At 55.7% G+C, this 25,639-nt stretch carries 26 protein-coding genes and 3 pseudogenes; 25 read left to right on the top strand and 4 right to left on the bottom strand.

Annotated features, from left to right (window positions below):
• The first annotated feature begins 29 nt into the window (after positions 1 to 29).
• From IPM58_18865 to IPM58_18840, 6 genes are all read left to right on the top strand, one after another.
• Positions 30 to 353, top strand: coding sequence for a hypothetical protein (locus tag IPM58_18865; GenBank protein ID MBK9309101.1), 324 nt, complete (start codon positions 30 to 32; stop codon positions 351 to 353).
• A complete protein-coding gene (locus IPM58_18860; protein ID MBK9309100.1) occupies positions 350 to 1,300 on the top strand; it encodes a Ppx/GppA family phosphatase in 951 nt (316 codons plus the stop codon). The genes IPM58_18865 and IPM58_18860 overlap by 4 nt, the downstream gene beginning before the upstream one ends.
• A gap of 101 nt (positions 1,301 to 1,401) precedes the next feature.
• Entirely contained in the window at positions 1,402 to 1,728 is a 327-nt protein-coding gene (locus IPM58_18855; GenBank protein ID MBK9309099.1) for a hypothetical protein, read from the top strand.
• 158 nt (positions 1,729 to 1,886) lie between these two features.
• Entirely contained in the window at positions 1,887 to 2,504 is a 618-nt protein-coding gene (locus IPM58_18850) for an SUMF1/EgtB/PvdO family nonheme iron enzyme (protein MBK9309098.1), read from the top strand.
• 52 nt (positions 2,505 to 2,556) lie between these two features.
• The gene (locus IPM58_18845; GenBank protein ID MBK9309097.1) at positions 2,557 to 2,940 is read left to right on the top strand and encodes a DUF4238 domain-containing protein; all 384 of its coding nucleotides are present in this window, start codon (positions 2,557 to 2,559) and stop codon (positions 2,938 to 2,940) included.
• Positions 2,933 to 3,466 carry a DUF4238 domain-containing protein gene (locus IPM58_18840; GenBank protein ID MBK9309096.1) on the top strand — a complete coding sequence of 178 codons (534 nt, stop codon included), beginning with the start codon at positions 2,933 to 2,935 and terminating at the stop codon, positions 3,464 to 3,466. The genes IPM58_18845 and IPM58_18840 overlap by 8 nt, the downstream gene beginning before the upstream one ends.
• Before the next feature lie 252 nt (positions 3,467 to 3,718).
• Here IPM58_18840 and IPM58_18835 read toward each other — a convergent pair.
• A pseudogene (locus IPM58_18835) lies at positions 3,719 to 4,135 on the bottom strand (nucleic acid-binding protein).
• A 417-nt stretch (positions 4,136 to 4,552) separates the two neighbouring features.
• Between IPM58_18835 and IPM58_18830 the strand changes: the two are divergent.
• Positions 4,553 to 4,873 carry a type II toxin-antitoxin system RelE/ParE family toxin gene (locus IPM58_18830; protein ID MBK9309095.1) on the top strand — a complete coding sequence of 107 codons (321 nt, stop codon included), beginning with the start codon at positions 4,553 to 4,555 and terminating at the stop codon, positions 4,871 to 4,873.
• The gene (locus IPM58_18825) at positions 4,870 to 5,154 is read left to right on the top strand and encodes an XRE family transcriptional regulator (GenBank protein MBK9309094.1); all 285 of its coding nucleotides are present in this window, start codon (positions 4,870 to 4,872) and stop codon (positions 5,152 to 5,154) included. Before IPM58_18830 ends, IPM58_18825 begins: the two co-directional genes overlap by 4 nt.
• Positions 5,155 to 5,184: 30 nt before the next feature.
• Here IPM58_18825 and IPM58_18820 read toward each other — a convergent pair whose 3' ends face one another.
• Complete coding sequence (locus IPM58_18820; GenBank protein MBK9309093.1) at positions 5,185 to 6,672, bottom strand: class I SAM-dependent methyltransferase; 1,488 nt, start codon at positions 6,670 to 6,672, stop codon at positions 5,185 to 5,187.
• 762 nt (positions 6,673 to 7,434) lie between these two features.
• Between IPM58_18820 and IPM58_18815 the strand changes: the two genes are divergently transcribed.
• From IPM58_18815 to scpB, 4 genes are all read left to right on the top strand, one after another.
• Positions 7,435 to 7,941 (top strand): hypothetical protein, encoded by a 507-nt coding sequence (locus IPM58_18815; GenBank protein ID MBK9309092.1) that lies wholly within the window; start codon positions 7,435 to 7,437, stop codon positions 7,939 to 7,941.
• Between the two features lie 250 nt (positions 7,942 to 8,191).
• Entirely contained in the window at positions 8,192 to 9,193 is a 1,002-nt protein-coding gene (locus IPM58_18810) for a pentapeptide repeat-containing protein (GenBank protein MBK9309091.1), read from the top strand.
• Positions 9,194 to 9,266: 73 nt separating this feature from the next.
• Entirely contained in the window at positions 9,267 to 10,073 is an 807-nt protein-coding gene (locus IPM58_18805; GenBank protein MBK9309090.1) for a segregation/condensation protein A, read from the top strand.
• Positions 10,070 to 10,876: an SMC-Scp complex subunit ScpB gene (gene scpB / locus IPM58_18800; GenBank protein ID MBK9309089.1), complete on the top strand. Its 807-nt coding sequence runs from the start codon at positions 10,070 to 10,072 to the stop codon at positions 10,874 to 10,876. The genes IPM58_18805 and scpB overlap by 4 nt, the downstream gene beginning before the upstream one ends.
• A gap of 144 nt (positions 10,877 to 11,020) precedes the next feature.
• Here the strand turns inward: scpB and IPM58_18795 are convergent, their stop codons facing one another.
• Entirely contained in the window at positions 11,021 to 11,905 is an 885-nt protein-coding gene (locus IPM58_18795; protein ID MBK9309088.1) for a hypothetical protein, read from the bottom strand.
• Between the two features lie 804 nt (positions 11,906 to 12,709).
• Here IPM58_18795 and urtA point away from each other — a divergent pair.
• The 13 genes and pseudogenes from urtA to IPM58_18730 all read left to right on the top strand — a co-directional run bounded on the left by urtA (position 12,710) and on the right by IPM58_18730 (position 24,613).
• Positions 12,710 to 14,070 (top strand): annotated as a pseudogene (gene urtA / locus IPM58_18790) (urea ABC transporter substrate-binding protein).
• Between the two features lie 9 nt (positions 14,071 to 14,079).
• A complete protein-coding gene (locus tag IPM58_18785) occupies positions 14,080 to 14,529 on the top strand; it encodes a hypothetical protein (GenBank protein ID MBK9309087.1) in 450 nt (149 codons plus the stop codon).
• Complete coding sequence (gene urtB / locus IPM58_18780) at positions 14,514 to 15,815, top strand: urea ABC transporter permease subunit UrtB (protein MBK9309086.1); 1,302 nt, start codon at positions 14,514 to 14,516, stop codon at positions 15,813 to 15,815. Before IPM58_18785 ends, urtB begins: the two co-directional genes overlap by 16 nt.
• A pseudogene (gene urtC, locus IPM58_18775) lies at positions 15,808 to 16,940 on the top strand (urea ABC transporter permease subunit UrtC). The gene urtB and the pseudogene urtC overlap by 8 nt, the downstream one beginning before the upstream one ends.
• On the top strand, positions 16,937 to 17,701 hold the full coding sequence (gene urtD, locus IPM58_18770) for an urea ABC transporter ATP-binding protein UrtD (GenBank protein MBK9309085.1): 765 nt from the start codon (positions 16,937 to 16,939) through the stop codon (positions 17,699 to 17,701). The pseudogene urtC and the gene urtD overlap by 4 nt, the downstream one beginning before the upstream one ends.
• 24 nt (positions 17,702 to 17,725) lie before the next feature.
• Positions 17,726 to 18,469 carry an urea ABC transporter ATP-binding subunit UrtE gene (gene urtE, locus IPM58_18765; protein ID MBK9309084.1) on the top strand — a complete coding sequence of 248 codons (744 nt, stop codon included), beginning with the start codon at positions 17,726 to 17,728 and terminating at the stop codon, positions 18,467 to 18,469.
• Positions 18,470 to 18,598: 129 nt separating this feature from the next.
• Entirely contained in the window at positions 18,599 to 19,306 is a 708-nt protein-coding gene (locus IPM58_18760; protein MBK9309083.1) for a sulfite exporter TauE/SafE family protein, read from the top strand.
• A 237-nt stretch (positions 19,307 to 19,543) separates the two neighbouring features.
• On the top strand, positions 19,544 to 19,846 hold the full coding sequence (ureA, locus tag IPM58_18755; GenBank protein MBK9309082.1) for an urease subunit gamma: 303 nt from the start codon (positions 19,544 to 19,546) through the stop codon (positions 19,844 to 19,846).
• 168 nt (positions 19,847 to 20,014) lie between these two features.
• Positions 20,015 to 20,380, top strand: coding sequence for an urease subunit beta (locus tag IPM58_18750; GenBank protein MBK9309081.1), 366 nt, complete (start codon positions 20,015 to 20,017; stop codon positions 20,378 to 20,380).
• Positions 20,381 to 20,382: 2 nt separating this feature from the next.
• The gene (ureC, locus tag IPM58_18745; protein MBK9309080.1) at positions 20,383 to 22,101 is read left to right on the top strand and encodes an urease subunit alpha; all 1,719 of its coding nucleotides are present in this window, start codon (positions 20,383 to 20,385) and stop codon (positions 22,099 to 22,101) included.
• A 99-nt stretch (positions 22,102 to 22,200) separates the two neighbouring features.
• Positions 22,201 to 22,887 (top strand): hypothetical protein, encoded by a 687-nt coding sequence (locus IPM58_18740; GenBank protein ID MBK9309079.1) that lies wholly within the window; start codon positions 22,201 to 22,203, stop codon positions 22,885 to 22,887.
• Between the two features lie 93 nt (positions 22,888 to 22,980).
• Positions 22,981 to 23,652, top strand: a complete 672-nt coding sequence (gene ureG / locus IPM58_18735) for an urease accessory protein UreG (protein MBK9309078.1) — start codon at positions 22,981 to 22,983, stop codon at positions 23,650 to 23,652.
• 109 nt (positions 23,653 to 23,761) lie between these two features.
• On the top strand, positions 23,762 to 24,613 hold the full coding sequence (locus IPM58_18730) for an urease accessory protein UreD (GenBank protein ID MBK9309077.1): 852 nt from the start codon (positions 23,762 to 23,764) through the stop codon (positions 24,611 to 24,613).
• Between the two features lie 53 nt (positions 24,614 to 24,666).
• Here IPM58_18730 and IPM58_18725 read toward each other — a convergent pair whose 3' ends face one another.
• A complete protein-coding gene (locus IPM58_18725; protein MBK9309076.1) occupies positions 24,667 to 25,545 on the bottom strand; it encodes a fatty acid desaturase in 879 nt (292 codons plus the stop codon).
• Positions 25,546 to 25,639 lie beyond the last annotated feature (94 nt).

Below are 25,639 nucleotides of genomic sequence, written 5' to 3'. Positions count from 1 at the left end.
ACCTGTCACCTTGTTGGTCAGGAGTTCGTATGGGTTTCCTGCAGCGGTTGAAAGATGACTTGCGCGCTGGGATCGCGACGTTGCGCCTGGGGACCGTCCATGCGGCAGGGCGTGCGCTGGAGGAGACAGAATTGCTCCGCATGCGGTTGGAACTTCGCAAACTGGAACAGCAACTTTCCGATCTGTACAAAGATATCGGCGAGCGGGCCGTCGACATGAAGGAGCGGGGCGAAACAGCGGAGCGGGTGGTGTACGACGCCGAGATTGTCCGTCTCGTCAAACAGGTTGATGGACTCAAGGAGTCGCAGAAAAAGCTAGAAACGGAAATGAACCAGATTCGGATTGAGCAATGACCGAACCGCCTCGGCTAACGCGCCGATTTGCCGGTATTGATATAGGCACCCTCACCTGTCGCTTGCTAATCGCAGACCTCACCTCCGGCCAGCCTCTCAAAGAACTTCAATCGGAACGGCGCATTCTCCGGCTGGGCGAGGGGGTTGATCAGACCAAACGATTGAGTTCAGCCGCCATGGATCGGACCATTACCTGCCTACAAGAATGGCACAACGTCATCAATGGCTATCATGTTGAGGCTATTGCCGTCGTGGCGACGAGCGCGGTTCGTGATGCGGGCAATCGCCAGGAGTTTCTTGAACGGGTGAAGCGGGAGGCTGGGTTTCACGTCGAAGTCATTACGGGTGACGAAGAAGCCCGGCGGACCTTGCTCGGGATTCGTTCAGGCCTGCCGACTGGGGTAACGGACATCCTGGCATTGGACATCGGGGGCGGGAGCACGGAATTTATTCTGGACAGGCCAGGTTGGAAGCCGATCGTGCAGTCAATTGATATTGGAGTCGTCCGCCTCTGCGAGCGGATGCTGCATCACGACCCACCGACTGATGAGGAGGTCTGTCAGGCGCGGGAATGGGTAACGCGAGAAACAAAAGCGGCTGTTGCTGAACTGGGTAATTATCGACGGGCGACATTTGTTGGCACAGCAGGTACGATTACATCCCTTGCCGCCATGGCTCAGAAGCTTCAGGCCTACGAACCCGCACGCATCCATAACTACCAGCTGAACCTGGAAATGATTTGCGACTTGGAGCGGACGTTGCTCAACAGAACCAAAGCCGAACGGGTCGGCCTTCCGGGCCTGGAGAAAAACCGCGAAGAAGTCATCGCCGCTGGCTCAATTATCATCCGTACGATCATGGAGACGCTGGGTCAGCAGGAGTGCCTGGTGAGTGATTTGGGGCTGAGAGAAGGCGTGCTGATCGATCTTGCAAGACGTATTCGCTAAGCTGATAAGTTGGGCGCAGTATGGCAGAGGACTTAAAATTCATGAAACGCTAACGGTGCGTTCGCCTAAATCAAATGGCATAAAAATGAGCTTGGTGAGTTATGATGATGGACACTATAAACATTAAGCGCTTTGGAAGCCTGCTAGTTGCTCTGTTGTTGACGCTCGGTGGCTGCGGAAGTAATCAGTACTATTTCTCTAAGCTAGACTTTTCACAGCAGCAATATGATCGAGATAACTTTGAATGCCTACAGGCAGCCCAACAGCCCGTGCTTATCACTCCCACTCCTGGAATGCCGGCTGGAGGAATGGCCACAAACAAGGATATTTATTTTGCCTGTTTCAGGGCTAAAGGATACACGTGCAGAGCGAAGAAGAGCGAGAACGGATTCTGGAAGCAGAAGAGCGTGCAAAGCGAGAGCGTTTAGGACGAGAGCGGGAACGCGAGAGACAGTTGCGGGAGGAGGCAATACGGCAGGAAAGATTGGTTGAGAAGCGGCGTGTCGATGAGGAGAAAGTTCACAAGCCTCAAGGGGACCCGAAAAGTTACGTGTATCTGCCTGGGTACACCGAAGAGGATGTGCCCATGGTTTTCATACCAGAAGGGGAATTCCTTTTTGGAACCGACAACGTCACAATCTCGTTGCCCGCCTTCTACATAGACAAAAATGAGGTAACGACCCAGCTCTATGCTTCATTCATGCAGGCGACTAATCATAGCAAACCAGAGCATTGGGGGGATGTAAGGCCAGAGTTTGATGGGGACAAGCCCGTCATTGGTGTCGAGTGGTCAGATGCTAATGAGTATTGTCATTACTACGGGAAGCGCCTCCCAACCGAGAAGGAATGGGAAAAAGCAGCACGCGGTACCGATGGCCGAATATATCCTTGGGGGAATTCGGAGCCCAGTAAGAGTCTTGCAAACTATGGTGGTCAGTTTTGTCTTGCGTTTTGTAATGTCTATGCTGAGAAGCTTAAACCAGTTGCGAGTTATGCTGCGGGTCGAAGCCCCTACGGCCTTTACGATATGGCTGGTAATGCATGGGAGTGGGTTGAGGAAAAGAGACTTCGAGGGGGATCATGGATTAGTAATACACATACACCAGGGCTTGGTTTGCCCTCCGCGTCCCACTTGGGAGACGCCACCAGAACTTATGGGAAACGATATCTTCTTGGATTTCGTTGTGCTCAGGATGTTCGTTAGTCATGCAAGCCGAATATCGCTGAAATCTCGCCTTTAGGTGAGCCGCTCAAGTATGAACCGAGGTAGATTGAATAATTTGAAGTGCAAAGCCGATATTCGGAAGAAGAATCATTTCGTGCCAGTCTCTTATTTGGGTCGATTCGTCGATCCTGATGGATTTCTAAATGTCTTTGATCGAAAGTCCAGCCAATGGCGTAGACAGCGACCAAAAGAAGTGATGCATCAAAGGCATTATTACCGCCAGGAATGGGCACCGCCTGGTATAGATCAAGATCTTCTTGAAAAATATGTTGGCGAGTCACTGGAGAATGCAGCAGCGAAAGTCATAGATCGATTAATAAACCAACCCTTGGAGCTTGACGACCAGGTCTTTGCTAATTTTTCTGTATTTGGAGTTTCAGCGAATCAGAGCCCCTCGGCAGATCGAGATGGGTAAAAGGTTGATGAGGGACCGAATTCTGCTTCTTGGCCCAACTGATGTAACAAGAGATGTTCTTGGGGGAAAATTTCGGTTAGAGATGAAAAAGTCTGCCGGATTTATCTATTTGAAGGCAATGATGGGGCAACTCAATCCCTGGTTTGCTCGGATGAAATGGGAAGTAATAAAAGCGGAGGATGGTGCGGCGTTTATTACAACTGACAGTCCTGTGTCTCTCTGGAATGCGGCATGTTTTCCCCCTGCAGAAGCGGGTATTGGGCTTCTTGGAACAGTTGTGTTGTTTCCGCTGAGTTCGCAATATCTTTTAATTATGCGACATCCTGAATATAAGAAAAATACAAGGACCCATTCTCTGATTGTCTTAGCTGAGCCGACACTCGAAGACCGGCTGGTGCCTGTTACCACTGGAAGAGTCTGGACTCGAAGGACAGTTGCCAATCACAACAAGGTGATGCGTGTTCTTTCTGATCGGCTTTTAGTAGCCCAGAGCAGGCAGGTGTTGGAAGAATGCATATATGGTTGAATGCCTGACTTGGAATTACACATTGCCTCTGCAGGGAGCCATCAGCTCTGTTGTCTCGTTTAAATAGAGCTTATAGCTGAATGTCGATAGCAGTTGTCTACTTCTGCGAATACCACCGATAGCCGTTGCTCTCCGTGAATTGCGCTTTCGGCGCCCCGCCGGGTTTTTCCAGTAACAGTACTTTGAAGTTGAGGAGGCGGAGCCGAGAGGGGATTGGAGAGATTGCGATGGGAGTAGGGTAGCAGTCGGCCCCTATCGAGTGCGCAGTAACGCAGTAAACCCTTCCTGTTCGAAATGCCGGTCGGTTGTCAGAGCCGCTGATAGATGGCGCTCACGCATGAGCAGCATCGAGCCGCAGTCGGTCAGGCTGTATCCTTTATCCGGTCTGGATTTGTAGAAGGCGAGGCTGCGGCTGAATGTGCGGCGGCTTTATGGAATCACAGTGACGCCCGAGTTGTTAATGATGGTTTCGACCATTTCGACTGCGGCGGAGCGAACACGAGGTCCTTTGTCGGCTAAGGCATTGAGGAACTCAGTAAGAACTTCCTCCGTTGTGAACATATGGCAATTTCCCAAGGTCGAGGACACGTCAACGGCTTTGGTGTGGTATTGGTCGAACGAATTGGTGAGGGCGATCCAGTACGCTGTGTCCGCAAAAAGCCGTTTCACGTTCCGTTGCTGCCGTAGAGGTAGTGGTCATGGTGAGCGGCGAGATCTGTGGGCAGTTTGTGGAGGTCAGGCTCAGGAATAGCTCGGGCGATGCGCAAGATTTCTTCCCACACCGGGCGAGGCTTCCTTGCCTTGAGGGAGGAGGCACTTTTTCGACCACGTTTAGGGGGTCTCGTACGCACAGTAGATCGCGTGCTCATGATGGCGGCAATTATAGCGGGGAATGGCTTCGTTGTCTAAGGCTGACGGTCATTTCTGCGAATACCACCGATAGCCTTTTGCTCGGTGAGCTGGGCCTTCGAGGCTCCGCCGGGCTTTTGAATAACAGTCTCTTGAAGCCGAGGAGTCTGGACAAGCCAGAATGTGATCATCCATATCCGTTGATCCTGTTATCAATAAACTTATATAGAGCTTTCGATGAAAGCCCTGGAGTTCGTTGGGTCGAGTCGTGATGATCCCAGGAGTTTTCCTGCGGAGGCCCGGCGGGCGGCTGGTCTTGAGTTGGGCTTTATTCAGCGAGGGCTGGACCCTTCTGACTGGAGGCCCATGAGCGAGGTGGGCGCCGGGGTGCGGGAGATTCGCATCCATGTCTTGGGAGAATGGCGCGTGTTCTATGTGGCCCAATCCGCCACGACTGTGTATGTGCTGCATGTGTTCCAGAAGAAGACACGGAAGACCAGAAGAGAAGACATTGAGTTGGCGCGGAAACGGTATCGTCAGATTGGAGGTCGATCATGAAAAAGAACACGACGAAATCGAGCGGCAATGTGTTTGCCGACCTTGGGTTCGATCCGGCTGAAGCGGCTGTGCTCCAAATGCGTTCCAACTTGATGAGCGATCTTCGTCTCTACATCGAAAAACAGAAGCTGACTCAAGCCGAAGCGGCCAAGCGACTTGGTATTGCACAATCGCGTGTCTCCGATCTCGTTCGTGGGAAATGGGACAAATTCAGCCTCGAAATGCTCATCACCCTTGAGGCGCGCCTTGGACGTACGATTCGAGTCGAATTCGCAGCCTGAGGCAGTACCGGTACCCTTGTCTGAACGATCTTACTTCTGCGAATACCACCGATAGCCTTTTTGCTCGGTGAATTGCGCTTTCGGCGTGCCGCCCGGTTTTTCCAACAGCAGCACTTTGAAATCTTGAAGGCCGAACCAGGCTGGATCAGCCAGGTCGTGGTAGTGAAGGCCCTGGACTTTTGGGAGCGTGTCTCCTAAAGCCTCCTGTAACTCCTTTTCCGTGTAGGCACGCACGGAAAAAGGTCGGTTGACGGCCTCGCAGAATCGCTGGAGGGTGTACGTCGCGCCGGTGCAGAGGACCTTTGTGTCCGGCTTGAGTCCCAGAAACTGCGGAAGGGACAGATACCGTTCTTGAAACCCGAGCCAGCGCACCGCTTGCCGCATATGGCTATATTGAACTTCGTACTCGGTATGTCCCGGTAGCTTCACGGGTGCCGGCCACCCTTGCTCGATCCCGAATTCGGTGAGAAAGGCGCGACCGCCTGGCTTGAGGACTCGCCACAATTCGGCAACAAAGCGAATCGGCCCCAAGTTAAAGATGACGGATTCCGGGAGATCCGTCTCGATCGGCAAACGGAGCCGTCTGATCCAATCCAGGGCCTCTTGATGTTGCGGTGTGTCTCCAACTCCGGATGTGAGCTCGTTTTTGCTCAATTGCACCGGTGTCATGTCTGCCATGTTTTCATTATCGATCACCAGATCAACGGAATGATCGGCGAAAGGAAGCGATTCGGCGTTTGCCCTGGTGCCGGAGACCTTCCATCCACCGGCCTTGGCTCGAGAGACTTGGAGCTTGAGAAACGGTTCGGTGATATCGAGCGACAAATAGGTGATCCCCTGTTTCTCGAAGGGGAGTAGGCCCTTGCCCAGTTCCTGTGCGACGTACCCCAAGCCCCCGCCGATTTCCAGTAGAACCTTTGGTTTGGGATTGAACCAGCCTAACCGCCGGAGTTGCCGCATGAGAAGCTGCCCGTAGGTCAAGCCAGCGAGAGCTTCGCTTGGCTCACGGAACAGGTGAGAGACGGTGGTTTCAATCAGGTCAAAGTGACGATCATCTCCGTCGCTCTGGGCCAACTCATGCACATGGAACGTTTCCAGATGGTGCTCTCCCTCAAATTCTTCTCGCCCAGACCAGCCTTCGCGGACTTGTTGTAAGAGGGTATCCCATTTGGCTTTATGCCGATGACCGCCGGGTGGTGCGGTCCCGTAATAACAGAGTGAGTAGTTGGGAGTTGCCCATCGCGCAAGGTGCCATTCGCCAGGTTGTCCCTCGGGCCCGCAAATCTTGGCGCCATACTGTTCAACAAGTGCCCCGACCGTCGTATGGCCGTTCATCGCCTGGAGCAGGCCAAGCCCGGTACGGTTCAGCCGGATCAGCGGCAGGTTGTCATCGAGGGGTGCCAACCACCATTCGTCGAAGCTGTGTTGGTAGACCACCAGATCAGGGATGTGCCAGGCCAGAAGGCCTCGGGTCTCACCCGTTAAGTCATGGGGTTTGTGGATGGCAGCAGGTTTCATGATGGCGGGGAACCGTCTGTGTCAGACATCGGCAGACTACAGGAGCCATCACCGGTCCTGCAAGAGAGCAAAGTGCATGCAACTTATAGTTGAGAAGGGGTTGATGGACTGTCGGTGACGATCAGCTGACCTCGCATGATGGGATGGATCCGGCAGTGGTAGGTGTAACGACCGGCCGGCAAGCCTGGAACGCTGAAAGACGACCCGGGAGATACTGCTCCGGAATCGAACAAGCACGAGCTACCATCGTTTTGGCAGCCGCTATGGGTAACTGTGTGGTGAGTCGGTGTCGGATTGTCCCACTGAATAGGGGTGTGGCTCTCAATCGTTGGGGCGATCGGGATATAGTAGGGAGAGCCGTCCTCCATCATGATCCGTACTGGCAGGGATGTATCTAGTGCCATGTTGGTTGAGCCGAGGCCTGCCCATCCAACGAATAGGATGATAAGTATCCGATTCACGAAAGGAATCACTCAGTAAAATAAGACGTTCTCGTCGTGAGACGCAACAAACGGGTAAAGGATTCTGTCCATCCTTGTATCGTCATTTTAGCACGTGGCGAAGCCTGGGAGGTGTGATGCCTTCCATGGTCTGTGCGCATGAAACCAACCGGGTCGGTGATGACTCGGGGTATTGTTGGATCCGAAGCAATGAGAACGCAGCTGGTCGCTCAAAAATTGGATCGGGGTGGTTGCAAGAGGCTATTCGTTCATGCTAGATGGAGGCCGTTGCGCCGCGCTGAAACGAAGAGGAGGGATCGGAATGGCGAAGAAGAACAAAAAGGCCGTCACGAAGAAGCCGTCTGGTAAGAAGAAAGCCGCATCAGCACCGAAGAAGAGAGCGCCAAAGAAGACCGTGGCAAAAAAAACGGCGGCAAAGAAGACCGTGAAAAAGCGCGTGGCCGTCAAGAAGTCCAAGCCGGTAGCAAAGAAAAAACCTGTCAAAAAACCGGCTAGAGCAGCCTCGAAATCTTCCAGGAAGAAGACTACCCCCTCATCTCCTCGAACCAGCGTGCCTGCTAACAATCTGGTTCCTCAAGAGGAGGATGTTGCTCCACGCAAGCCGGTGGTGACCAAGCCGGCTATGGCAGTCGAGCCTGAGGACGTCGATCTCGATGAAGATGAGATGATCGGTGATGAGTTGGAAATGGAAGATGAGATCGATGAGGACGAAGTACAAGAAGAATTAGGACTTGACGCCGATGATGACGGAGACGAGCTGATCGGGAAGTCGGAAGATTTGTTGGACGACGATTACCGAAATAACTAATTACATTCTTATCGCTGGCTCGTCAGAGCCAGGGGGAGAAATAGGTCTCATCGGACGCGGCTCATCCACTCGCCCGCCGCTGGAGCCCGTGATGTCCGCCGGCGGGTGCCTGATCAACTCAGCAACGGGTAGTTGCTCTCGCCGTGTCATACGAATGTAACTCGCGAGCTGATTCCACCCAATCCCTGTGAAGAGTCTATGTCTGATGCGAGTAGGACGCTGTTGCTGTAGCGTTCTGGTGATCAGTAGCATGATCGCCGTCGCGTCATATGAGTCCAGTGCAACCTGCGTGGTGGCGCCACGGACGAGTGACCCTTCAGCCGAACTAGTCACCCATCTTCCCTCCACGTGCTCTCCAGACGAACGTGACGCCCATGCCGTGGCCGGTGAAGCGGTGATCGATGCGATCGCACAGGGGCGTCGAGTCGATCTAGTCGGAGTCGTCATCCGCGGAGACCTTGTGTTTGATCGCCTTCCCGTGGAACCTGCTGCCGGTTCGAATGAGGTTGAAGATCGGAAGCGGGCTGTGCGTGCGGCATTGTCGATTCGAGAATCCGATGTGCGGGGAGTGCTCCGGCATCGGTTTTCTGAGAATGTCCTTCGGTTTGAGGGGCCGGTGGATTTTCAAGGATCTCGTTTCCGAGAGGGTGTAGATCTTTCACGTTCGGTTTTCCAGCAGAAGGTCGATCTCTCCGGCGCCATTTTTGAAAAGGAAGCCCACTTTGTTCGGGGGCGCTTCATGGGGGAAACGGTCTGCCGGGAAACGAAATTTGGACCCAGCACCAGATTTCATCAGTCGACGTTTCAGGGTCCGCTGGACTGTACGGGCGCACTCTTTGACGGTATGGCGGAGTTCCTTGAAGTAACATTCGAGCAACCGGCAACGTTTGAGCGGTCGAGGTTTGGCCAAGGAACAGGATTTTCTGGAAGCCACTTCAAGAGTCGAATCGATTTTGGCGAGGCGATCTTCAGCCGTGAGACCTTCTTTGGGTTTACGATTTTTGAGAACGAGGTCCTGTTTGCCGGTGCCCAGTTTCTCGGGTCAGTCGATTTTTCCAGCGCGGAATTCAAGCGTCCCGACGACCTGGGAACGGCGCGCTTCGACCAGCCACCGATCTTGGACCACACAAAGCGCCTCGCTTCCGAGCAATCAGATGGCTTGTTCCACACTCGGGAAGGGCAGTATGTCCTGACCTTGGTCTTTCTTGTGGTGGCGGCGCTGCTGATCGCGTACCTCATCAAGGTCAAATGAATGGAGCCTGGTTATCCACAATATATAGATTCGGGCTTGCCCGTCTCTCTATAAGTTGATATAAACACCTCCTGTGGACTCTCATCCAGAAGATTCTAAACAGACCGAACTCCCGTACCAGGTTCGCATCGAGAATTTCGAGGGGCCGCTCGATCTCCTACTCCATCTCATCAAGAAAAATGAGATCAACATCTACGATATTCCAATCGCGATGATTGCGCAGCAGTACCTGGAGTATCTGGAGGCGATGGAGGAACTGAATCTCAATGTGGCAGGCGATTTCTTGGTCATGGCCGCGACGTTACTGCAGATCAAGTCCAAAATGCTGTTGCCTGCAGATGAGCGGGCGGACGATGAAGAGGACGGGCCGGATCCACGAGAAGAGCTCGTTCGGCGGTTGCTCGAATATAAGGCCTTCAAAGAAGCGGCGAGTCAGCTTGATAGCCAGGAACGAATGTGGCGCGAGATCTTCTGGCGTGAACACGTACCACCGGTCGAGCAGGTTGAAGACGATCTCCCGTTAGAAAATGTCTCTCTGTTTGAGCTGGTTGATGCGCTTCAGGAAGTGCTCGATCGAAATCCAAGCAGCCGGTTGCTCGAAATCGTACCTGACAATCTCACGGTGCGTGAGCGGATGAACCTCATCCTCGAAACGCTCGAAGGGAAAGATTCGGTTTCCTTTGCAGCGTTGTTTGAAGGGCCGATTCATCGGGTGATGATCGTCGTCACGTTTTTGGCGTTGCTTGAACTGATGCGACTTCGGGTAGCCCGGGTGTTTCAAGCCGAGACATTCGGACCGATTCTGGTGTCACGGACATTTTCTCTAGTGCCGGATCCGGCGGAGCTTCACACCGTCGGGGAAGAATGGAAGGGGATATGACGTCAGGAGAGGCAGATTTGGTTCAGGAGACGACCGAACTCAGCGCGATGGATATTGCGGCGAACAATGGACATTCCGCGGAAGGAGCCGTTGGTCTTGACCCCGTGCAGAGCGGGGCCGAGCTTCAGGCAATCCTGGAATCGCTTCTCTTTGTGTCTTCCGAACCGATGTCGGTTGTTCGACTCACCTCGGTGATTGGGACAGTGACAAAGGTTGAGGTGGAAGAGGGGTTGCAGAACCTTGGCCAAGCACTGGAGCAAGAAGGACGTGGGGTGCGCCTGGCCGAAATCGCGGGCGGGTATCGCATTGTGACCAAGCAGGAATATGTCTCCTGGATCAAGCGGTTGGACAAAAGCAAGGCAACGGCGAAGCTGTCCAGATCTGCACTGGAGTCCCTGGCGATTATTGCCTACAAGCAGCCGCTCGTACGTGCGGAAATCGAAGAAATTCGTGGCGTAGAAGCTTCCGGCGTGTTGCGCACCCTCTTGGAACGGAAGCTGGTTCGGATCGTCGGGCGCAAGGAAGTTCCTGGGCGTCCGATCATGTATGGGACCACGAAGTATTTCTTAGAGCACTTCGGTCTGAGCGATCTCTCGCACTTGCCTCCACTCCGAGAGTTCAAGGAGCTTGGTGAAGGGGAACAGGCACTCCTTCCCATCGATGGAGACAGGATGCCGGAGGAAGATTCGGAAAAGGCGAATATGGAGACGATCGAAACAGATGAAGAGACCTCAGTCAGTGTCGAGGTCGGGTCTTCTCCTCAGTTGGAGGAGATGTTTGATCCCCAACCGGCCAGTCACTAGCCGCCCAGAATTTCACAAACAGCGACAGTGCCGTATTGTTCAATTTCATAGGATACAACGCGTCATGAGAGGTTGTATCAAGATGGAGTCGTGACGTCGACCGCTTTGTGCGGCGACCTGATCGTCGAGTCGCGTCGATGATGATTAGGGGGTCGGTGTGTTCTTTGACTGGTCGCTTTTCAGTCGTTGGAGTTCGGCGCTTTGCTCATCGACTTTCTTTTGAAGTGCCTTGAGTTCTTCCTTAAATGCTTGGATGTCTGCATCGCTCTTTCCAGTAGGCGGCGATTGAACCGCGCTTGTTGATTGGGACGATACCGCAGCCGGCGAAGCTGCAGGACGCTGCTGCGCCGTTGGGGCTGGTTGAGGAGCGGTGAGAACCTTCGTCAAGAGTTGGTAGTCAATCGCAAGCGAATGATCTTCAGATTTTCCAATCCAACTTGACCGATCGTACACGTCAGGTCGCACAGCAGCCTCGGGGATGAACGTCACTTCTCTGTCACGTAACCCATCGGTATCCGGGAGAGAACGAGGCTCCTTCTGGCTGCTGGTCGACTTTTTCCCAGGGTAGTATCGGTATTGAGTCAGTGTAAAGTGCAAGGAGAGGCCGTCTGCGAAGAAATAGCCTGCCGTGGTTTCTCTCTGTTGTTTGGCTTTCGGTTGTTGAGAAATCGCTGGTCCGGAATACACATGAAAACCCACTCGTTGATCGGGTGTCGCTTGTGCGAGGGCGGTCGTAATATGAGGAGCGAGGTATACAATGTCATCCTCAGAGAACGTCCGGATATCGTTAAGGTTCGTGGATTTCAACGCCTTGCCGAGCAGCAACAAGAGTCCTGATTTTTCTTTCGTATGGACGCCACGCAAGATATCGACGACCGTCGTCTCCGATAGCTTGATGGGGTGTGCGGCTTGAAAGGATTTGTCCGGGACCTGCTCAAGGAACACCTTGCCAACAGCAGCCTCGTGAATGGGGGTGGAGGGGCGAGATCCGGCACACCCGACGGCGATGACGGTCAAACAACTCATCATGAAGCAGTGCACTAGGCGCCTAACGACTGACAAAGCTGGTTCATGCATAGCGGTGACTCGTCGCCTTGGATGATTAGATGAGACTGGCAGTGTAGCAGGAACGTGACGCAAACACAAAAACTCTCCCTGCCGAGAGTCTTGAGAAGGCTGTAAGTTTTTAACCGTTTTGTGACCATCGTTATAGTGAGGTCATAGTGAGAGAGAGGTAGGTTTCAGAACATCCGCGTCGACGAAAGCTTAAAAGTTCTTGATTGCATGTTCACAAGCATGAGAAAGGTAGAGTGAATCCAATCAAGTCCTGCTTTCATCTTCTGAAAACGAGGGCCAACAAGGAAGGCCCAGATCGAAACAGATGCCGAGCAATGGTTCCAGCACAGGGATATTGAGGGATCCACGCCAATTGAGTGAGCTGCCTTCAAGTCGGTTGACACTATGTGGAAGGCAGTATATAAATACATCGCCTTTCAGGGGGGGGAATGATCGGCCTGAGAATAAGTACAACCTCAGTAGCACGCAAGTCATTATTCGGATCCGGTCTTCTCCCAGAGTATACGCCCCACGATAGCAGCTCTTTTCAGCTCTCTCTCGTCAGACAGCAATATATCCAGGCTCTTTCTGAATTTTTTGGAGAAAGGAGGGGGGATAGGCCTGCTCGAAAGTCGTGTGATTCGGTGATACCCCAGTATTAGTCTGATCGAATTAAAGAGAAAGTTTGTACGGGCTGATACGTTCCAGAGAAGTTTATCAGTCTTGTCGCATCAACCGGAGTGAGCACCTCACCGCACAGCAAAGGAGTGATGCATCATGAAGACGCAGGACACGAAGCAGACGCAGACCGAGCCGGCCACCGAGCCTCCGACCGCGGGGGCGTCGCGGCGCGAATTTTTAGGGCAGACGGGGCGAGTGGCCGCGGGCGTGGGTGTCGCCGCGCTGTTGGGGAATCTGGGGCAGTACGCGCTGTCGTATGCGGCGAGCGGGCCGCCGATTAAAATCGGGGTGCTGCATTCGTTGAGCGGCACCATGGCGATCAGTGAAGTCTCGCTCCGGGACGTCGTGCTGATGGCCGTCGAGGAGATCAACAAAGCGGGCGGAGTGCTGGGGCGGCCCGTCGAAGCGAAGATCGTCGATCCGGCGTCGAACTGGGACCTGTTTGCCGAGAAGGCCAAGCAGCTGCTCTTGGAAGACAAAGTGTCGGTGGTGTTCGGCTGCTGGACCTCGGTGAGCCGGAAGTCCGTCCTGCCGGTCTTTGAGAAAAACAACGGGTTACTCTTCTATCCCGTCCAGTACGAGGGGGAGGAGTGCTCGCGCAACGTGTTCTACACCGGGGCCGCCGTCAACCAACAGGCCGCACCGGCCGTCGAATACCTCATGAGCGCCGAAGGGGGCGGCTACAAGAAATTCTATTTGCTGGGGACCGACTACGTCTATCCGCGGACCACGAACAAGATCCTGCGGGCCATGCTGCTGGCGAAGAAGGTGCCGGCGGCGAACATTGCCGAAGAATATACCCCATTCCATCACCAGGATTATCAAACCATCTGCGGGAAGATTAAGAAATTTGCCGCCGGCGGTGGCGCGGCCGTCATCAGTACCATCAACGGGGACAGCAACGTGCCGTTCTATAAAGAATTCGGCAACCAGGGGCTGCGGGCCGAAGATGCGCCGATCATGGCCTTCAGCGTCGCCGAAGACGAGCTCCGGGGCATGGACACCAGCGCCTTGGTGGGGCAATTAGCCGCCTGGAATTATTATCAGAGCGTGGACACGCCGCAGAACAAGAAATTCGTGGCGAATTTCAAAGCCTATTGCAAGAAGAACAACCTCCCGGACGGCGACAATCGGGTCACCGACGATCCGATCGAAGCCGCGTACTTCGGCGTCTACGTGGGAAGCAGGCCGTCGAGAAGGCCGGCTCCACCGACGTCGACAACGTGCGTGCGGCGGTCTATAACCAGAAGTTTCTGGCCCCGGGCGGGGAAATCATGATGGATTGCTGTAATCAGCATACGCATAAGCCCGTGTTGATCGGGGAAATTCTCAAGACTGGGCAGTTCAAAGTCATTCACCGGTCCAAGGGCTTGGTGAAACCGGAACCCTGGAGCGAGTACACGAACCCCGACAAGGGGTGCGACTGGATTCAACATCAGGGGACCTATAAGAAGTAGGGATTCTGGATGCAGAGCCGTCTCGTGGTTTCACGGACGGTTCTGACGGTGAGTGGTTCTCGGTTAGGTGATGAGCTGGAACCTCTTTCAAATAGAGGTTCCAGCCCTCTCATCGATTGGTTATTGGTATCTGTTGGAAAGAAGCATGTGGAAAGGGTGTACGTGGTGATGTGCCGGACTGGCATCCCGACTATGCTGCGCGTGTTGAGTGTTGCGTTCGTGCTGCTCTGTGGCCTCACTGTCCAGTCCGCGTTGGCCGCTGACGAGACTGGAGCACAAGTGACTATGAGTGCGTCCGCGGCCGGTCCGATCGAGTCCGCGCTCCTCGACCTGCAGAGCGAGGACGCAGCAGTCCGGACCAAGGCGGCCGAGGTGCTGATTGAGCAGGGGATGCCAGCCTGCTCCCGCGGCTCGACGAGATTCGGGAGGTGGGGAGCCGGGCCGTGCGGATTGCGATGAAACCGGTGGTCGACCTGCTGAAGAATCGGGCCAACCTGGCGAGCGCCTCGCCGGATACGCGGCGATCGGCGGCGGCGGACCTTGCGATGGGGGGACGCGCCGAGGCCATTCCGTTTCTGAAGGCTGCGGCCGCGACGGAGGACGTCTGGTGGGTGCGGTACACCATGCAAGAGGCGCAAGCCCTGCTGGAGGTGCAGGCGGCGGACCCGGCCGTTCAGCTGGCGGCCGTCACCCAGCTGGGAGACCTGCGGAGCCTGAATAGCGTGAGTGCGCTCCAGGCGATCGTGGAGGCGGCGCAAGCCCCGGCGGCGAGCGCCGCGCAGCAGACCCTGGCGACGGCGGCGGCCACGTCCATCGCGCAAATCGAATCCTGGTCCTCGTGGGCCACCGCGATCGAGACCCTGTTCCGGGGGATCAGCCTGAGTTCCATTCTCCTCATCATGTCCTTAGGGCTCGCCATCGTCTTCGGGTTGATGGGCGTCATCAACATGGCGCACGGCGAGCTGATGATGGTGGGGGCCTATGCCACCTTCATGACCCAACAAGCCTTTCAAGCCTGGGTGGCCCCCGAGGCCTTCGACTGGTACTTCCCCGTGGCCCTGCCCGTGGCGTTTGTCTCGGCGGCGGCCTTTGGGTGGCTCCTCGAAGCCACCGTCATTCGGTTTCTCTACGGGCGGCTGCTCGAGACCCTGCTCGCCACCTGGGGCGTGAGCCTGATCTTGATGCAAGCGGCGCGCGTCTACTTCGGCGATTTGACCGCCGTGATTGCGCCCGAGGCCCTGCGCGGGGGCGCCCAAGTCATGGTCGGCGTCTACCTGCCGTACAACCGGATCTTCATCATCCTCCTCTCGATCGTGTGCGTCCTGGGGATTTATTTCTTGCTCTTCCGCTCCACCCTGGGCATTCGCGTGCGCGCCGTCACCCAAAATCGCAACATGAGCGCGTGCCTGGGGATCCCCACGCGCAAAGTCGATGCGTATACCTTCGCCTTTGCCTCGGGGCTGGCGGGCATTGCGGGCTGGGCCCTCACCATGGTGGGCAACGTCGATCCGGGCCTGGGCCAGAACTACATCGTCGATTCCTTCATGGTCGTGGTCACCGGGGGCGTGGGCAAACTGGCCGGCACCATCTGGGCCGCCCTGGGGATCGGCGGGTTGAACAAGCTCATTGAACCGTTCAGCGGGGCCGTCTACGGCAAAGTCTTTATCCTCGTGGGCGTGATTCTCTTCCTGCAATGGCGGCCGCAGGGCTTGTTTGCGGCGAAAGGACGGAGTGCCGATGCCTGAGCCCGGTGCCGCCCCTCAGTCGTCGCGGGAGACCCTGGCGTTTGCGGTCGCCGGGCTCTTCTTTCTCGTCGTCCTGCCGGCCCTGAACCTGTTGCCGGCCGAGGACGCGTGGTTCCATGTCTCCGACTTTCGCCTCAATCAATTCGGCAAGTTTCTCGCGTTTGCGATTTTGGCACTCGGCCTGGATCTGATCTGGGGCTACTGCGGCGTCTTGAGTCTCGGGCAGGGCGTCTTTTTCGGCTTGGGCGCCTATTGCATGGGCATGTATCTCGCGCTGCAAATCGGGTCCGAGAGCGTCTACGGGAGCGAGCTGCCGGACTTCATGGTCTGGACCCAAGTCCAAGAACTCCCCCTGTTCTGGTATCCCTTCAAAAGTTTTTGGGGCGGCTTCGTCGGCGCGATCCTCGTGCCCGTCCTCTTCGCCACCCTCTTCGGCGTGCTGGCGTTTCGCAGCCGCATCAAGGGCGTCTATTTCGCCATCATCACCCAGGCCTTAGCCTTTGCCGCCTGGCTGGTCTTCAATCGGAACGAGACGCGCTTAGGCGGCACCAACGGCTTGACCGATTTTAAGCAGCTGCTCGACTTTCGGCTCTCCGACCCCAGCACCCAGCGGGGGCTCTACGTCCTCACCGTCCTGGCCCTGGGGCCGCCTATCTGCTGTGCCGGTGGATCGTCGCCTCGCGGGCGGGCAACGTGCTGATCGCGATCCGCGACAGCGAATCCCGCGTCACCTTTTCCGGCTACACCCCGTGGCGGTACAAGCTCTTTGTGTTTGTCGTGGCGGCCGGGTTGGCCGGATTGGCCGGCATGCTCTACGTGCCTCAGGTCGGCATCATCACCCCGGCGCAGATCGGCGTGTTGCCGTCCTTGGAGGTGGTCATCTGGGTGGCCGTCGGGGGGCGCGGCACCTTGATCGGCGCCATCATCGGTGCCGTCGCCGTCAACTATGGCCGGAGTGTCTTGACCAATTATTTCCCCGAAGCGTGGCCATTTATTTTGGGGGGCCTCTTTGTGATTGTCGTGACGCTGTTCCCCGACGGCCTCATCGGGATGATTCGGAAACTGACCGCGCGCAAGGAGCCCCCTGCGCTGCGGGTCAAGGCGGAAGGGGGGACGGTGACGTGACGCCCGGCGACCGGATTCTCTCCTGCGAACACGTCGTGGTCGATTACGACGGCTTCAAGGCGTTGAACAACTGCAATTTCAGTGTGCAGTACAACGAGCTGCGCGTGGTGATCGGGCCGAACGGCGCGGGCAAGACGACCTTGCTCGATGTCATTTGCGGCAAGACCCCGCCGACCTCCGGGACCATTCGGTTCGGCGACGGGATCAGTCTGGTCGGCAAGAACGCGGAGGACATCACCAAGCTCGGCGTTGGGCGGAAATTCCAAGCGCCGTCGATCTACGGCAATCTCTCGGTGTGGCAAAACCTGGACCTCTCGGTCAAGCGCGCCAGCAAGGGCGTGGTGCCCACCTTGGTCGGCAAGACGACGTCGGCGGAACGGGCCCGGATCAGTGAGGTGTTGGAGACCATCGGGTTGACCGAGCAGGCCCATGCGCGCGCCGGGGCCCTCTCGCACGGCCAAAAACAGTGGCTCGAGATCGGCATGGTGATCGTGCAAGAGCCCGCCTTGCTCTTGGTCGACGAACCCGTGGCGGGCATGAGTGACAAGGAAACCGAGCAGACCGGGCACTTGTTGATGACGCTGTCCCAAAAGCAAGCCATCGTCGTGATCGAGCATGACATGGACTTTGTGCGGCAGATTGCCACCATCGTCACGGTGTTGGCCGAGGGCACCGTCATTTGTGAAGGCACCGTCGAGCAGGTGCAAGCCGATGAGCATGTGCGTGAGATTTATTTAGGGCGCGCGAAAGTCGCGCAGTAAAGCGCCCCCGACCCGAGAGGACCGATGCCCCAGACCACCGCACCCGCTCCGCCGCTGACGTTAGTCGTCGACCAGATCAACGCCTATTACGGCGAGAGCCATATTCTGCGGAACGTCTCGTTTACCATCGAGCCGGGCGAGGTGGTCTGTCTCATGGGGCGCAACGGGATGGGCAAGACCACCACGCTCAAGACCTTGACCGGGTTGCTGCCGGCGCGGTCGGGGACCATTCGGTTCAATGGCGTGGAGATCACACGGGAGTCGACGGATCGCCGGGCGCGCCAGGGGCTGGCGTATGTGCCGCAAGGGCGCGAGATTATCCCCCATTTGACGGTCCATCAAAACCTGTTACTGGGCTACTGGAACCGGCCGGCGATCCCGGGCGATGTGTCCGAGTCGGCGGCCTTTGAGGAGGTCTATCAGCTGTTCCCCAAACTCACGCAGATTCTGCATCGCCCCGGCGGGGTGCTCAGCGGCGGCGAGCAGCAGCAGTTAGCCATCGGCCGCGCGATTCTCTCGAGCCCCACGCTGCTCTTGCTCGATGAGCCCACCGAGGGGATTCAGCCCTCCATCGTCGATCAGATCGAGGATGTCATCATCGGGTTCAAACAGTCGCGCCGTTTTGCCATTCTCTTGGTCGAGCAGGGGCTCCACTTCGCCGCCCGCCTCGCGGAAAAGTATGTGGTGATGGCCAAGGGCGCCGTCATGGCCCAGGGCAAAAGCTCCGACCTCAATGCCGACATGGTCCGCCAACACCTGACGGTGTAAGAGGAGTGACACGGGAGAGGTTTCTAAGCGACGACTCCACGATCTGTTTTTTGAACGGCTCCATTCGTGTAGTGATCCATGCGGTGGTGGAGAAGAAGATCATCATAATGCGAGCCGCATTAGTGCGATATGCATGAAGCCGAATTGTTGACATTGCTCGGAGTCGGTTTCCTCCTTGGGCTACGACATGCCTTGGATGCCGATCATCTCGCGGCGGTTTCGACTGTGCTTGCTGAGAGGCCTTCACTCTTCGCATCGGGAGCCGTCGGATTCTGGTGGGGGATCGGACATACCTTGACGTTGTTCCTCGTGGGAGCGGTTGTTCTTGCTTTGGGACTGCATATTCCTGCGGAATTTGAAATGATTGCTGAATCAGGGGTAGCCTTGTTACTCATCGTCCTTGGCGGGATGCTCGCGAGAAAGTTGTACCGCGAACGGTGGCATGTGCACAGCCATCGTCATGACGGTGAACACCATGTTCACTTCCATAGCCATCAACGACAGGAAACCCATCATCATCGCCATTGGGTGGCGGACTCGATCCGTCCGCTCTGTATCGGCATGGCGCATGGATTGGCCGGATCGGCAGCATTGATCCTGATGATTCTGGCAACGACGAGCGATGTCAGTTCAGGCCTCTTGTCGATTCTGATCTTCGGCGTCGGGTCGATCATCGGCATGATGCTGATTGGTTTGACAATCAGTGTTCCGGTTATCTTCTCGCGTTCGTGTAATCAACGACTGTTTATCGGTGTGCAGGGCTTGGCCAGCCTCGCTAGCGTTTCGGTGGGTGTATGGATGTTGGCCAAGTTAATGGTGTCGATCGGAGAACATTGAAAAGCAAGTCTCCTCGATATCGGATCCGCACAACGGATAGGCGAGGTCTGTGGTCGGCTCCTGTTTCCTGGCCTATTCAGACTTCTGGGATGGATTCTCCTGTTGCTGATCGATCAGGTAGACATGCATCTCCATTCTGCAGTAGAAGGCCTTAGCTGATATGCAAATCCGTTATCCTCACGAGTTTTATTGTTCTTAGGAAGTAGGGCAGGGTTGCTGCTTTAGGGAGGAGGACTCATGCATTTGACCCCGAGAGAGCAGGAAAAACTCTTGATTTACGTTGCAGGGCAGCTGGCTGCAGACCGAAAAAAACGAGGTCTAAAGCTGAATCATCCTGAGGCCGTGGCGTATCTGACGGCCGCAGTGCTCGAAGGAATTCGTGACGGGAAATCTGTGGCCGAACTCATGACCTACGGTACCACGCTCCTGGCACGTAAGGACGTCATGCCAGGCGTACCGGAAATGATTCACGAATTTCAGGTCGAGGGGACCTTCCCTGATGGGACCAAGCTGGTAACTGTTCATAATCCAATTCGATAGGCAGGGGCGTAAGCCTGATCACTCATCTCATTTCCCTGCAGGAGGAAACGTATGCCGAAGAAGACCAAGCGAGCTCCGGCGCAGAGAAAGAAATCCCTCCAACGAACAAAAGGTTCTTTAGCGGCAGCCATCAAGAGCGAGTTGGCTAAACCGGTCATACCGGGTGAGATGTTCGTTGCGTCTGGAGATGTGGAAGCGTTCAAGGGACGTGAAACGAAAGAAGTTCTGGTTAAGAATGCGGCTGATCGCCCTATCCAGGTCGGCTCCCACTGCCATTTTTTTGAGGCCAATCATGCGCTCATGTTCGATCGCGAAGCGGCGTTCGGGTTTCGGCTCTGTATCCCTGCCGGTACGGCCGTACGCTTTGAGCCAGGAGAGGAAAAGCGCGTCACGATTGTGGCCGTGGCAGGGAGCCGAATCGCATACGGTATCAATGGGTTGACGGAGGGATCGCTCGATGACTCTCAAGTCAAGGGTAAGGCCCTCGCACTTGCAGCTGAACGTGGATTTTCCGTGAAAGGAGGGGTCAAGTGAAGATTCAACGAAAACAATATGCATCCCTCTACGGTCCTACAACGGGGGATCGTGTTCGGCTTGCCGACACCGAATTGATCATTGAAGTGGAGAAGGATTTTACGGCCTACGGCGATGAGGCCGTCTTTGGTGGCGGCAAAGTCATTCGTGACGGCATGGGGCAATCGACCCGGGCCACCAGTGCAAACGGCGCGCTCGATACCGTTATCACGAATGCACTCATCCTAGATTACAGCGGGATCGTGAAGGCGGATATCGGGATTAAGGACGGCCGGATTGTCGGAATCGGCAAGGCGGGAAACCCCGATCTCATGCCGAATGTCACGCAGGGGATGGAGATCGGTGCGGGAACGGAAGTGATCGCCGGAGAAGGACATATCGTGACAGCCGGCGGCATTGATAGCCACATCCACTTTATCTGCCCGCAACAGTATTGGGACGCGCTCTCGTCCGGTATTACGACCATGATAGGAGGTGGAACTGGCCCCGCAACCGGCACTAATGCCACGACCTGCACACCAGGGCCATGGCATATCTACCGGATGTTGGAAGCCTCGGACGGCATTCCTATCAATCTTGGGTTTCTTGGTAAAGGGAATTCCTCCCATCCCGATGGGTTGAACGAGCAGGTGGAGGCAGGTGCCATCGGTCTCAAACTGCATGAAGATTGGGGGACGACACCGGCTGCGATCGACACCTGTTTGAGCGTTGCAGAACGCTATGACGTACAGGTCGCGATCCATACCGATACCTTGAACGAAGCCGGTTTCGTCGAAGACACGATCAGGGCGTTCAAGGGAAGGGCGATTCACACCTTCCATACGGAAGGCGCTGGAGGCGGACATGCACCGGACATCATCAAGGTCTGTGGAGAACCGAACGTGCTCCCATCGTCCACGAATCCGACCATGCCGTTTACGGCCAATACGATGGATGAACATCTCGACATGTTGATGGTGTGTCACCATCTGAACCCGAGGATTCCCGAAGATGTGGCGTTCGCGGAGTCTCGTATCCGTCGTGAAACCATTGCAGCAGAAGATATTCTTCATGATCTTGGGGCAATTAGTATTATGGCCTCCGATTCTCAGGCCATGGGGCGAATCGGTGAAGTGATCATTCGAACGTGGCAGAATGCGCATAAGATGAAGGTTCAGCGAGGTCACTTGTCACCGGCCGGCGTGCAGGATTCGATACAGAACGATAATTTCCGGGCGAAGCGCTATGTGGCCAAGTACACGATCAATCCAGCAATCACCCACGGTATCGCACACGAGGTTGGTTCCGTGGAGGTCGGGAAGTTTGCTGATCTGGTCATTTGGAAGCCTGCATTTTTCGGCGTCAAGCCGGAGATGGTGCTGAAAGGCGGGTTCATCGCTCAGGCTCAGATGGGTGATCCCAACGCCTCCATCCCGACCCCGGAGCCGATCATCAGCCGTCCGATGTTTGGGGCGTTCGGAAGAGCGTTGACCAGCACCAGCTTGACGTTCGTATCGCAGGTGAGTCTGGATCGCGAAATTCCGAAAAAACTAGGACTACAGAAACGAATAGCCGCAGTTACGAATTGCCGGAGCATCAACAAGCGCGATCTTAAGCTGAATGACTATCTTCCGAAAATTGAAGTCGATCCCGAAACGTACGTCGTGACGGCAGACGGTGTGCGGCTCACCTGCGAGCCGGCGGTGGTGCTCCCGATGGCACAGCGGTACTTCCTGTTCTGAAGGGCTGACAAGGGTCAGGGGGATTGTTGACAGGGTAGGTAAGGAAAGTCGTTCCGCTCTGTCAGCATAGGCCAGCCTATCACGTGTCAGCATGTTCCCATGAATACGCCCGCATTACTTGAAGGACTCCGATTTGTCGATACGTTTTTCCCTTCCGGCGGCTACGCATTTTCTTCAGGATTGGAAGCGGCCGTACAAGACGGCGCAGTGAAGAATTCTGATCAATTTGCGCGATATATTGAAGATCTACTGCGAGGCGGCATGAGCCGCCGAGAAGCTCTCGCTACGAAGATCGCCAACGCGGCTGGGGCTGACGGAATGATTTCGGCCGCTCTTGAGATTGATCGACGGTTGGATGCAACAAAACTGGGTCGTGAGTCGCGGATGGCCAGTCGTCAGATGGGGCGTCAGGTAATTCGAGTTGCGGCTGATCAAGTCAAAGCTCAGCCGATCTTAAGTGAATATCGTGATGAGATAGAGGCGGACCGCGCTCCCGGCCATCTTGCGGTGACGTTCGGCCTTACGCTGGGGGTATGCGGCTGGAATCCCGAAGAAACAGCAGCGGCCTTCCTGTACCAAACTGCCGTCGGTTTTGTTTCGGCGGCCATGCGATTGAGTCCGATCGGCCAACATGAGGGGCAGCGCATCTTGGGCGAATGGCTTCCTTTGATCGAGCGGATCAGTAGGGAAGTGGATTCGAGCGCCCGGATGAGTTCATGGTCGCCCATTCAAGACATTTATTCGATGCGCCATGGTTCCCTCGAGTGGAGGCTCTTTCGGTCCTAACTCGGAGGTCTAGGCACAACATTTCTACAATGGAAAGGAAAAGGACGGCGGTTCGTAGCGCTCGGCTTGAGGCTGCCGATTCTTTAAACGAACATGCACGACCTAAATCGTGAACACAATCACAATTGGACTCCGACACAGGCGAGAAAAAAAGGCATTCCGGTCATTGGCATTGGAGGACCTGTTGGATCCGGTAAGACCGCGCTTGTCGAAGCGCTGTGTCAGCGGCTGCGCGAGCGCTACAGTTTAGCTGCAGTGACCAACGACATTTTCACCAAGATCGATGCAGAAATCCTCACCAAACGAGCAGCCTTGCCGGTCGACCGGATTGTGGGTGTTGAGACCGGGGGATGTCCGCACACAGCGATTCGCGAGGATGCCTCGCATAACCAAGAAGCGATCGACGACCTACTTCGGCGCCATCCGGATGTGGAATTGATCTTTTTGGAAAGTGGGGGAGACAACCTTGCCGCGACATTCAGCCCGGAATTGGTGGACCATGTCATCTATGTGATCGATGTATCCGGAGGGGACAAGATTCCACGAAAGGGCGGGCCAGGGATTACCCGATCTGATTTCCTTGTCATCAACAAGATGGATCTGGCGCCGCACGTTCGAGCCGATTTGTCCGTCATGGATCAGGATACCCGTCGGATGCGGGGCGACCTTCCGTTTGCCTTTACCAATATTCTCAGCGGGGAAGGACTGGACTCCGTCGTAGCCTGGGTGGAACAGCGCCTTCCCCAGCGAGCGGGGCACTCATAACGTGCCGGCTCGGGGGGGGGCACGCAACCGGGTGGCTCGGAGTCGTCGCGACTCTGTGAAAACCAAACCGTTTCGGAGAAGCAGACCTTCTCAGAAACGGACTACACCGGTGCAATTTGCCACTGAGTTGGTCGGGCGGGTCGGTGAGCTCAAGCTGGATTACGCGAAGGTCGAGGGAAAAACGATCATTGCCGATTCATACGTTACGACACCGTGGAAGCTTCTCCCTCCCATTTATCTTGATGATACCGGAGCGGCGTATACACTCCTTGTCAATCCATCCGGCGGTCTTGTCGGGGGTGACGGTCTCTCCATCGACATGAATCTGGATCGGGACTCCCATGTCCTAGTCTCCGCGCCGTCTGCCAACCGTGTCTATCGTTCAGAAGGGAAGCTGTCCGAGCAGATCATCAACATTACGGTGGGACCTGATGCCATTTTGGAATGGTTGCCGGAACACACCATTCCTTTTGCCGGATCGCGATTTCGTCAGTCGATTCATGCGACACTGGCACCTGGTGCCACCATTGTCCTGTGGGATGCTCTTGCCTCGGGACGGATGGCTCGAGATGAACGATGGGCCTTCAGTGACCTCGAGAACGAAATCCAAATTACAACGGCCGCTGGTGGGGTGCTTGTCGAGCGCTATGTCTTGGAGCCCACATCAGACCTCGGATGTGTCGGGCTTGTCGAGGAGTGGGACTATGTCGCCTCCTTCTATGTTGTGAACGACGCAGTGTCACCTGAGATTTGGGCAGGGCTTGAATCGAAATGTGCCTCTATATTGGGGAATCTGCCTGGCCAAGTGCTAGGTGGAGTTTCGATGCCGCCGGTCCCAGGTCTGGCAATTAAATTGCTTGCCCGGAGCGCTCCCGACCTTGCCCTCATGCTGGATTTGCTATGGGCAAAGGTCCGTGAGGCTTTGTGGAATCTCCCTCCCGTCTCCTTGCGAAAGTATTAGGACGGGCAGTTCCGCTGCGCGTCCTATCCGGCGTTCCAGCTATGAGTGAAAACCTACAGGTTGGAGACTTTTGCCTGCCCGGCAGACGCTGTGCGGAGCGACCAGGCAAGTCCGATGAGCGAAAGCGAGAAGATCAACCATTTCGATGGGTCGAAGTTATACCAGCGTGGCCCATTTCGGTAGTCGCTCTGATAGGTATGGTGATAGTTATGATACCCTTCGCCGAAGGTCAGGAGCGACACGATCCAGCTATCACGACTGGAATCTGATTGGCTATGCGGTTGATTTCCCCAGAGGTGACAGACTGAATTGATACAGAAGGTCGAGTTCAGAACAGCAAACGTTCGGCCAACACCGGCCAACATGAAACAGCCGATGCCTTCCAGCAGACCGCCATGTATGGAACCCACGACGAACGGCAGCGCGAGCCCTGACAGCACGATCGTGGTGTAGTTGCGGTACTGCCACATGATCACCGGATCCTGCCGGAGGCGAGTTGCGTATTTCTCGTCCACATACCGCTGGTCGGAGAAAAGCCATCCGCAGTGGCTATGCCAGAAACCGAGTTGCGCGTTGTACGGATCCGCGTCTTGGTCACAGTTGGCATGGTGCCGAATGTGGTCCGCTCCCCACTTGAGGGCGGAATTCTGCAGTGCCCATCCACCGGCGATGAGGAATGCGGCCTTGACCCAGTCCGGGCACGCGAAACTTCGGTGCGAGATCAGGCGGTGGTACCCGACTGTAATACCTAGTCCGGTAATCATGTACAGCAGTCCGAACATCGTCCAGTCTAGCCAGGTGTAGCCGACAAGTAGGCCGTATGCCGGTACCCCGATCACCGCGCTGAGTGTCACCAGACCAAATAAAACCTTTGTGATATAGACCGGATAGGTCCGTTTGAGGTAAATCGCGGATTCTGCTGGTGTTGACATAATGAGTGTTAATGAAGGAGGGGATATCGATTCATGTAAGTTTAGGCTGAGGCTCTCGAATATATCAAGGTTCAAGAACTGAGCAATGAACTGC

Source organism: Nitrospira sp. (assembly GCA_016715825.1).
Classification (GTDB): Bacteria; Nitrospirota; Nitrospiria; order Nitrospirales; family Nitrospiraceae; genus Nitrospira_D.
The sequence above is the reverse complement of the archived record's forward strand: the minus strand, read 5'-3'. Positions and strand labels throughout refer to the sequence as shown.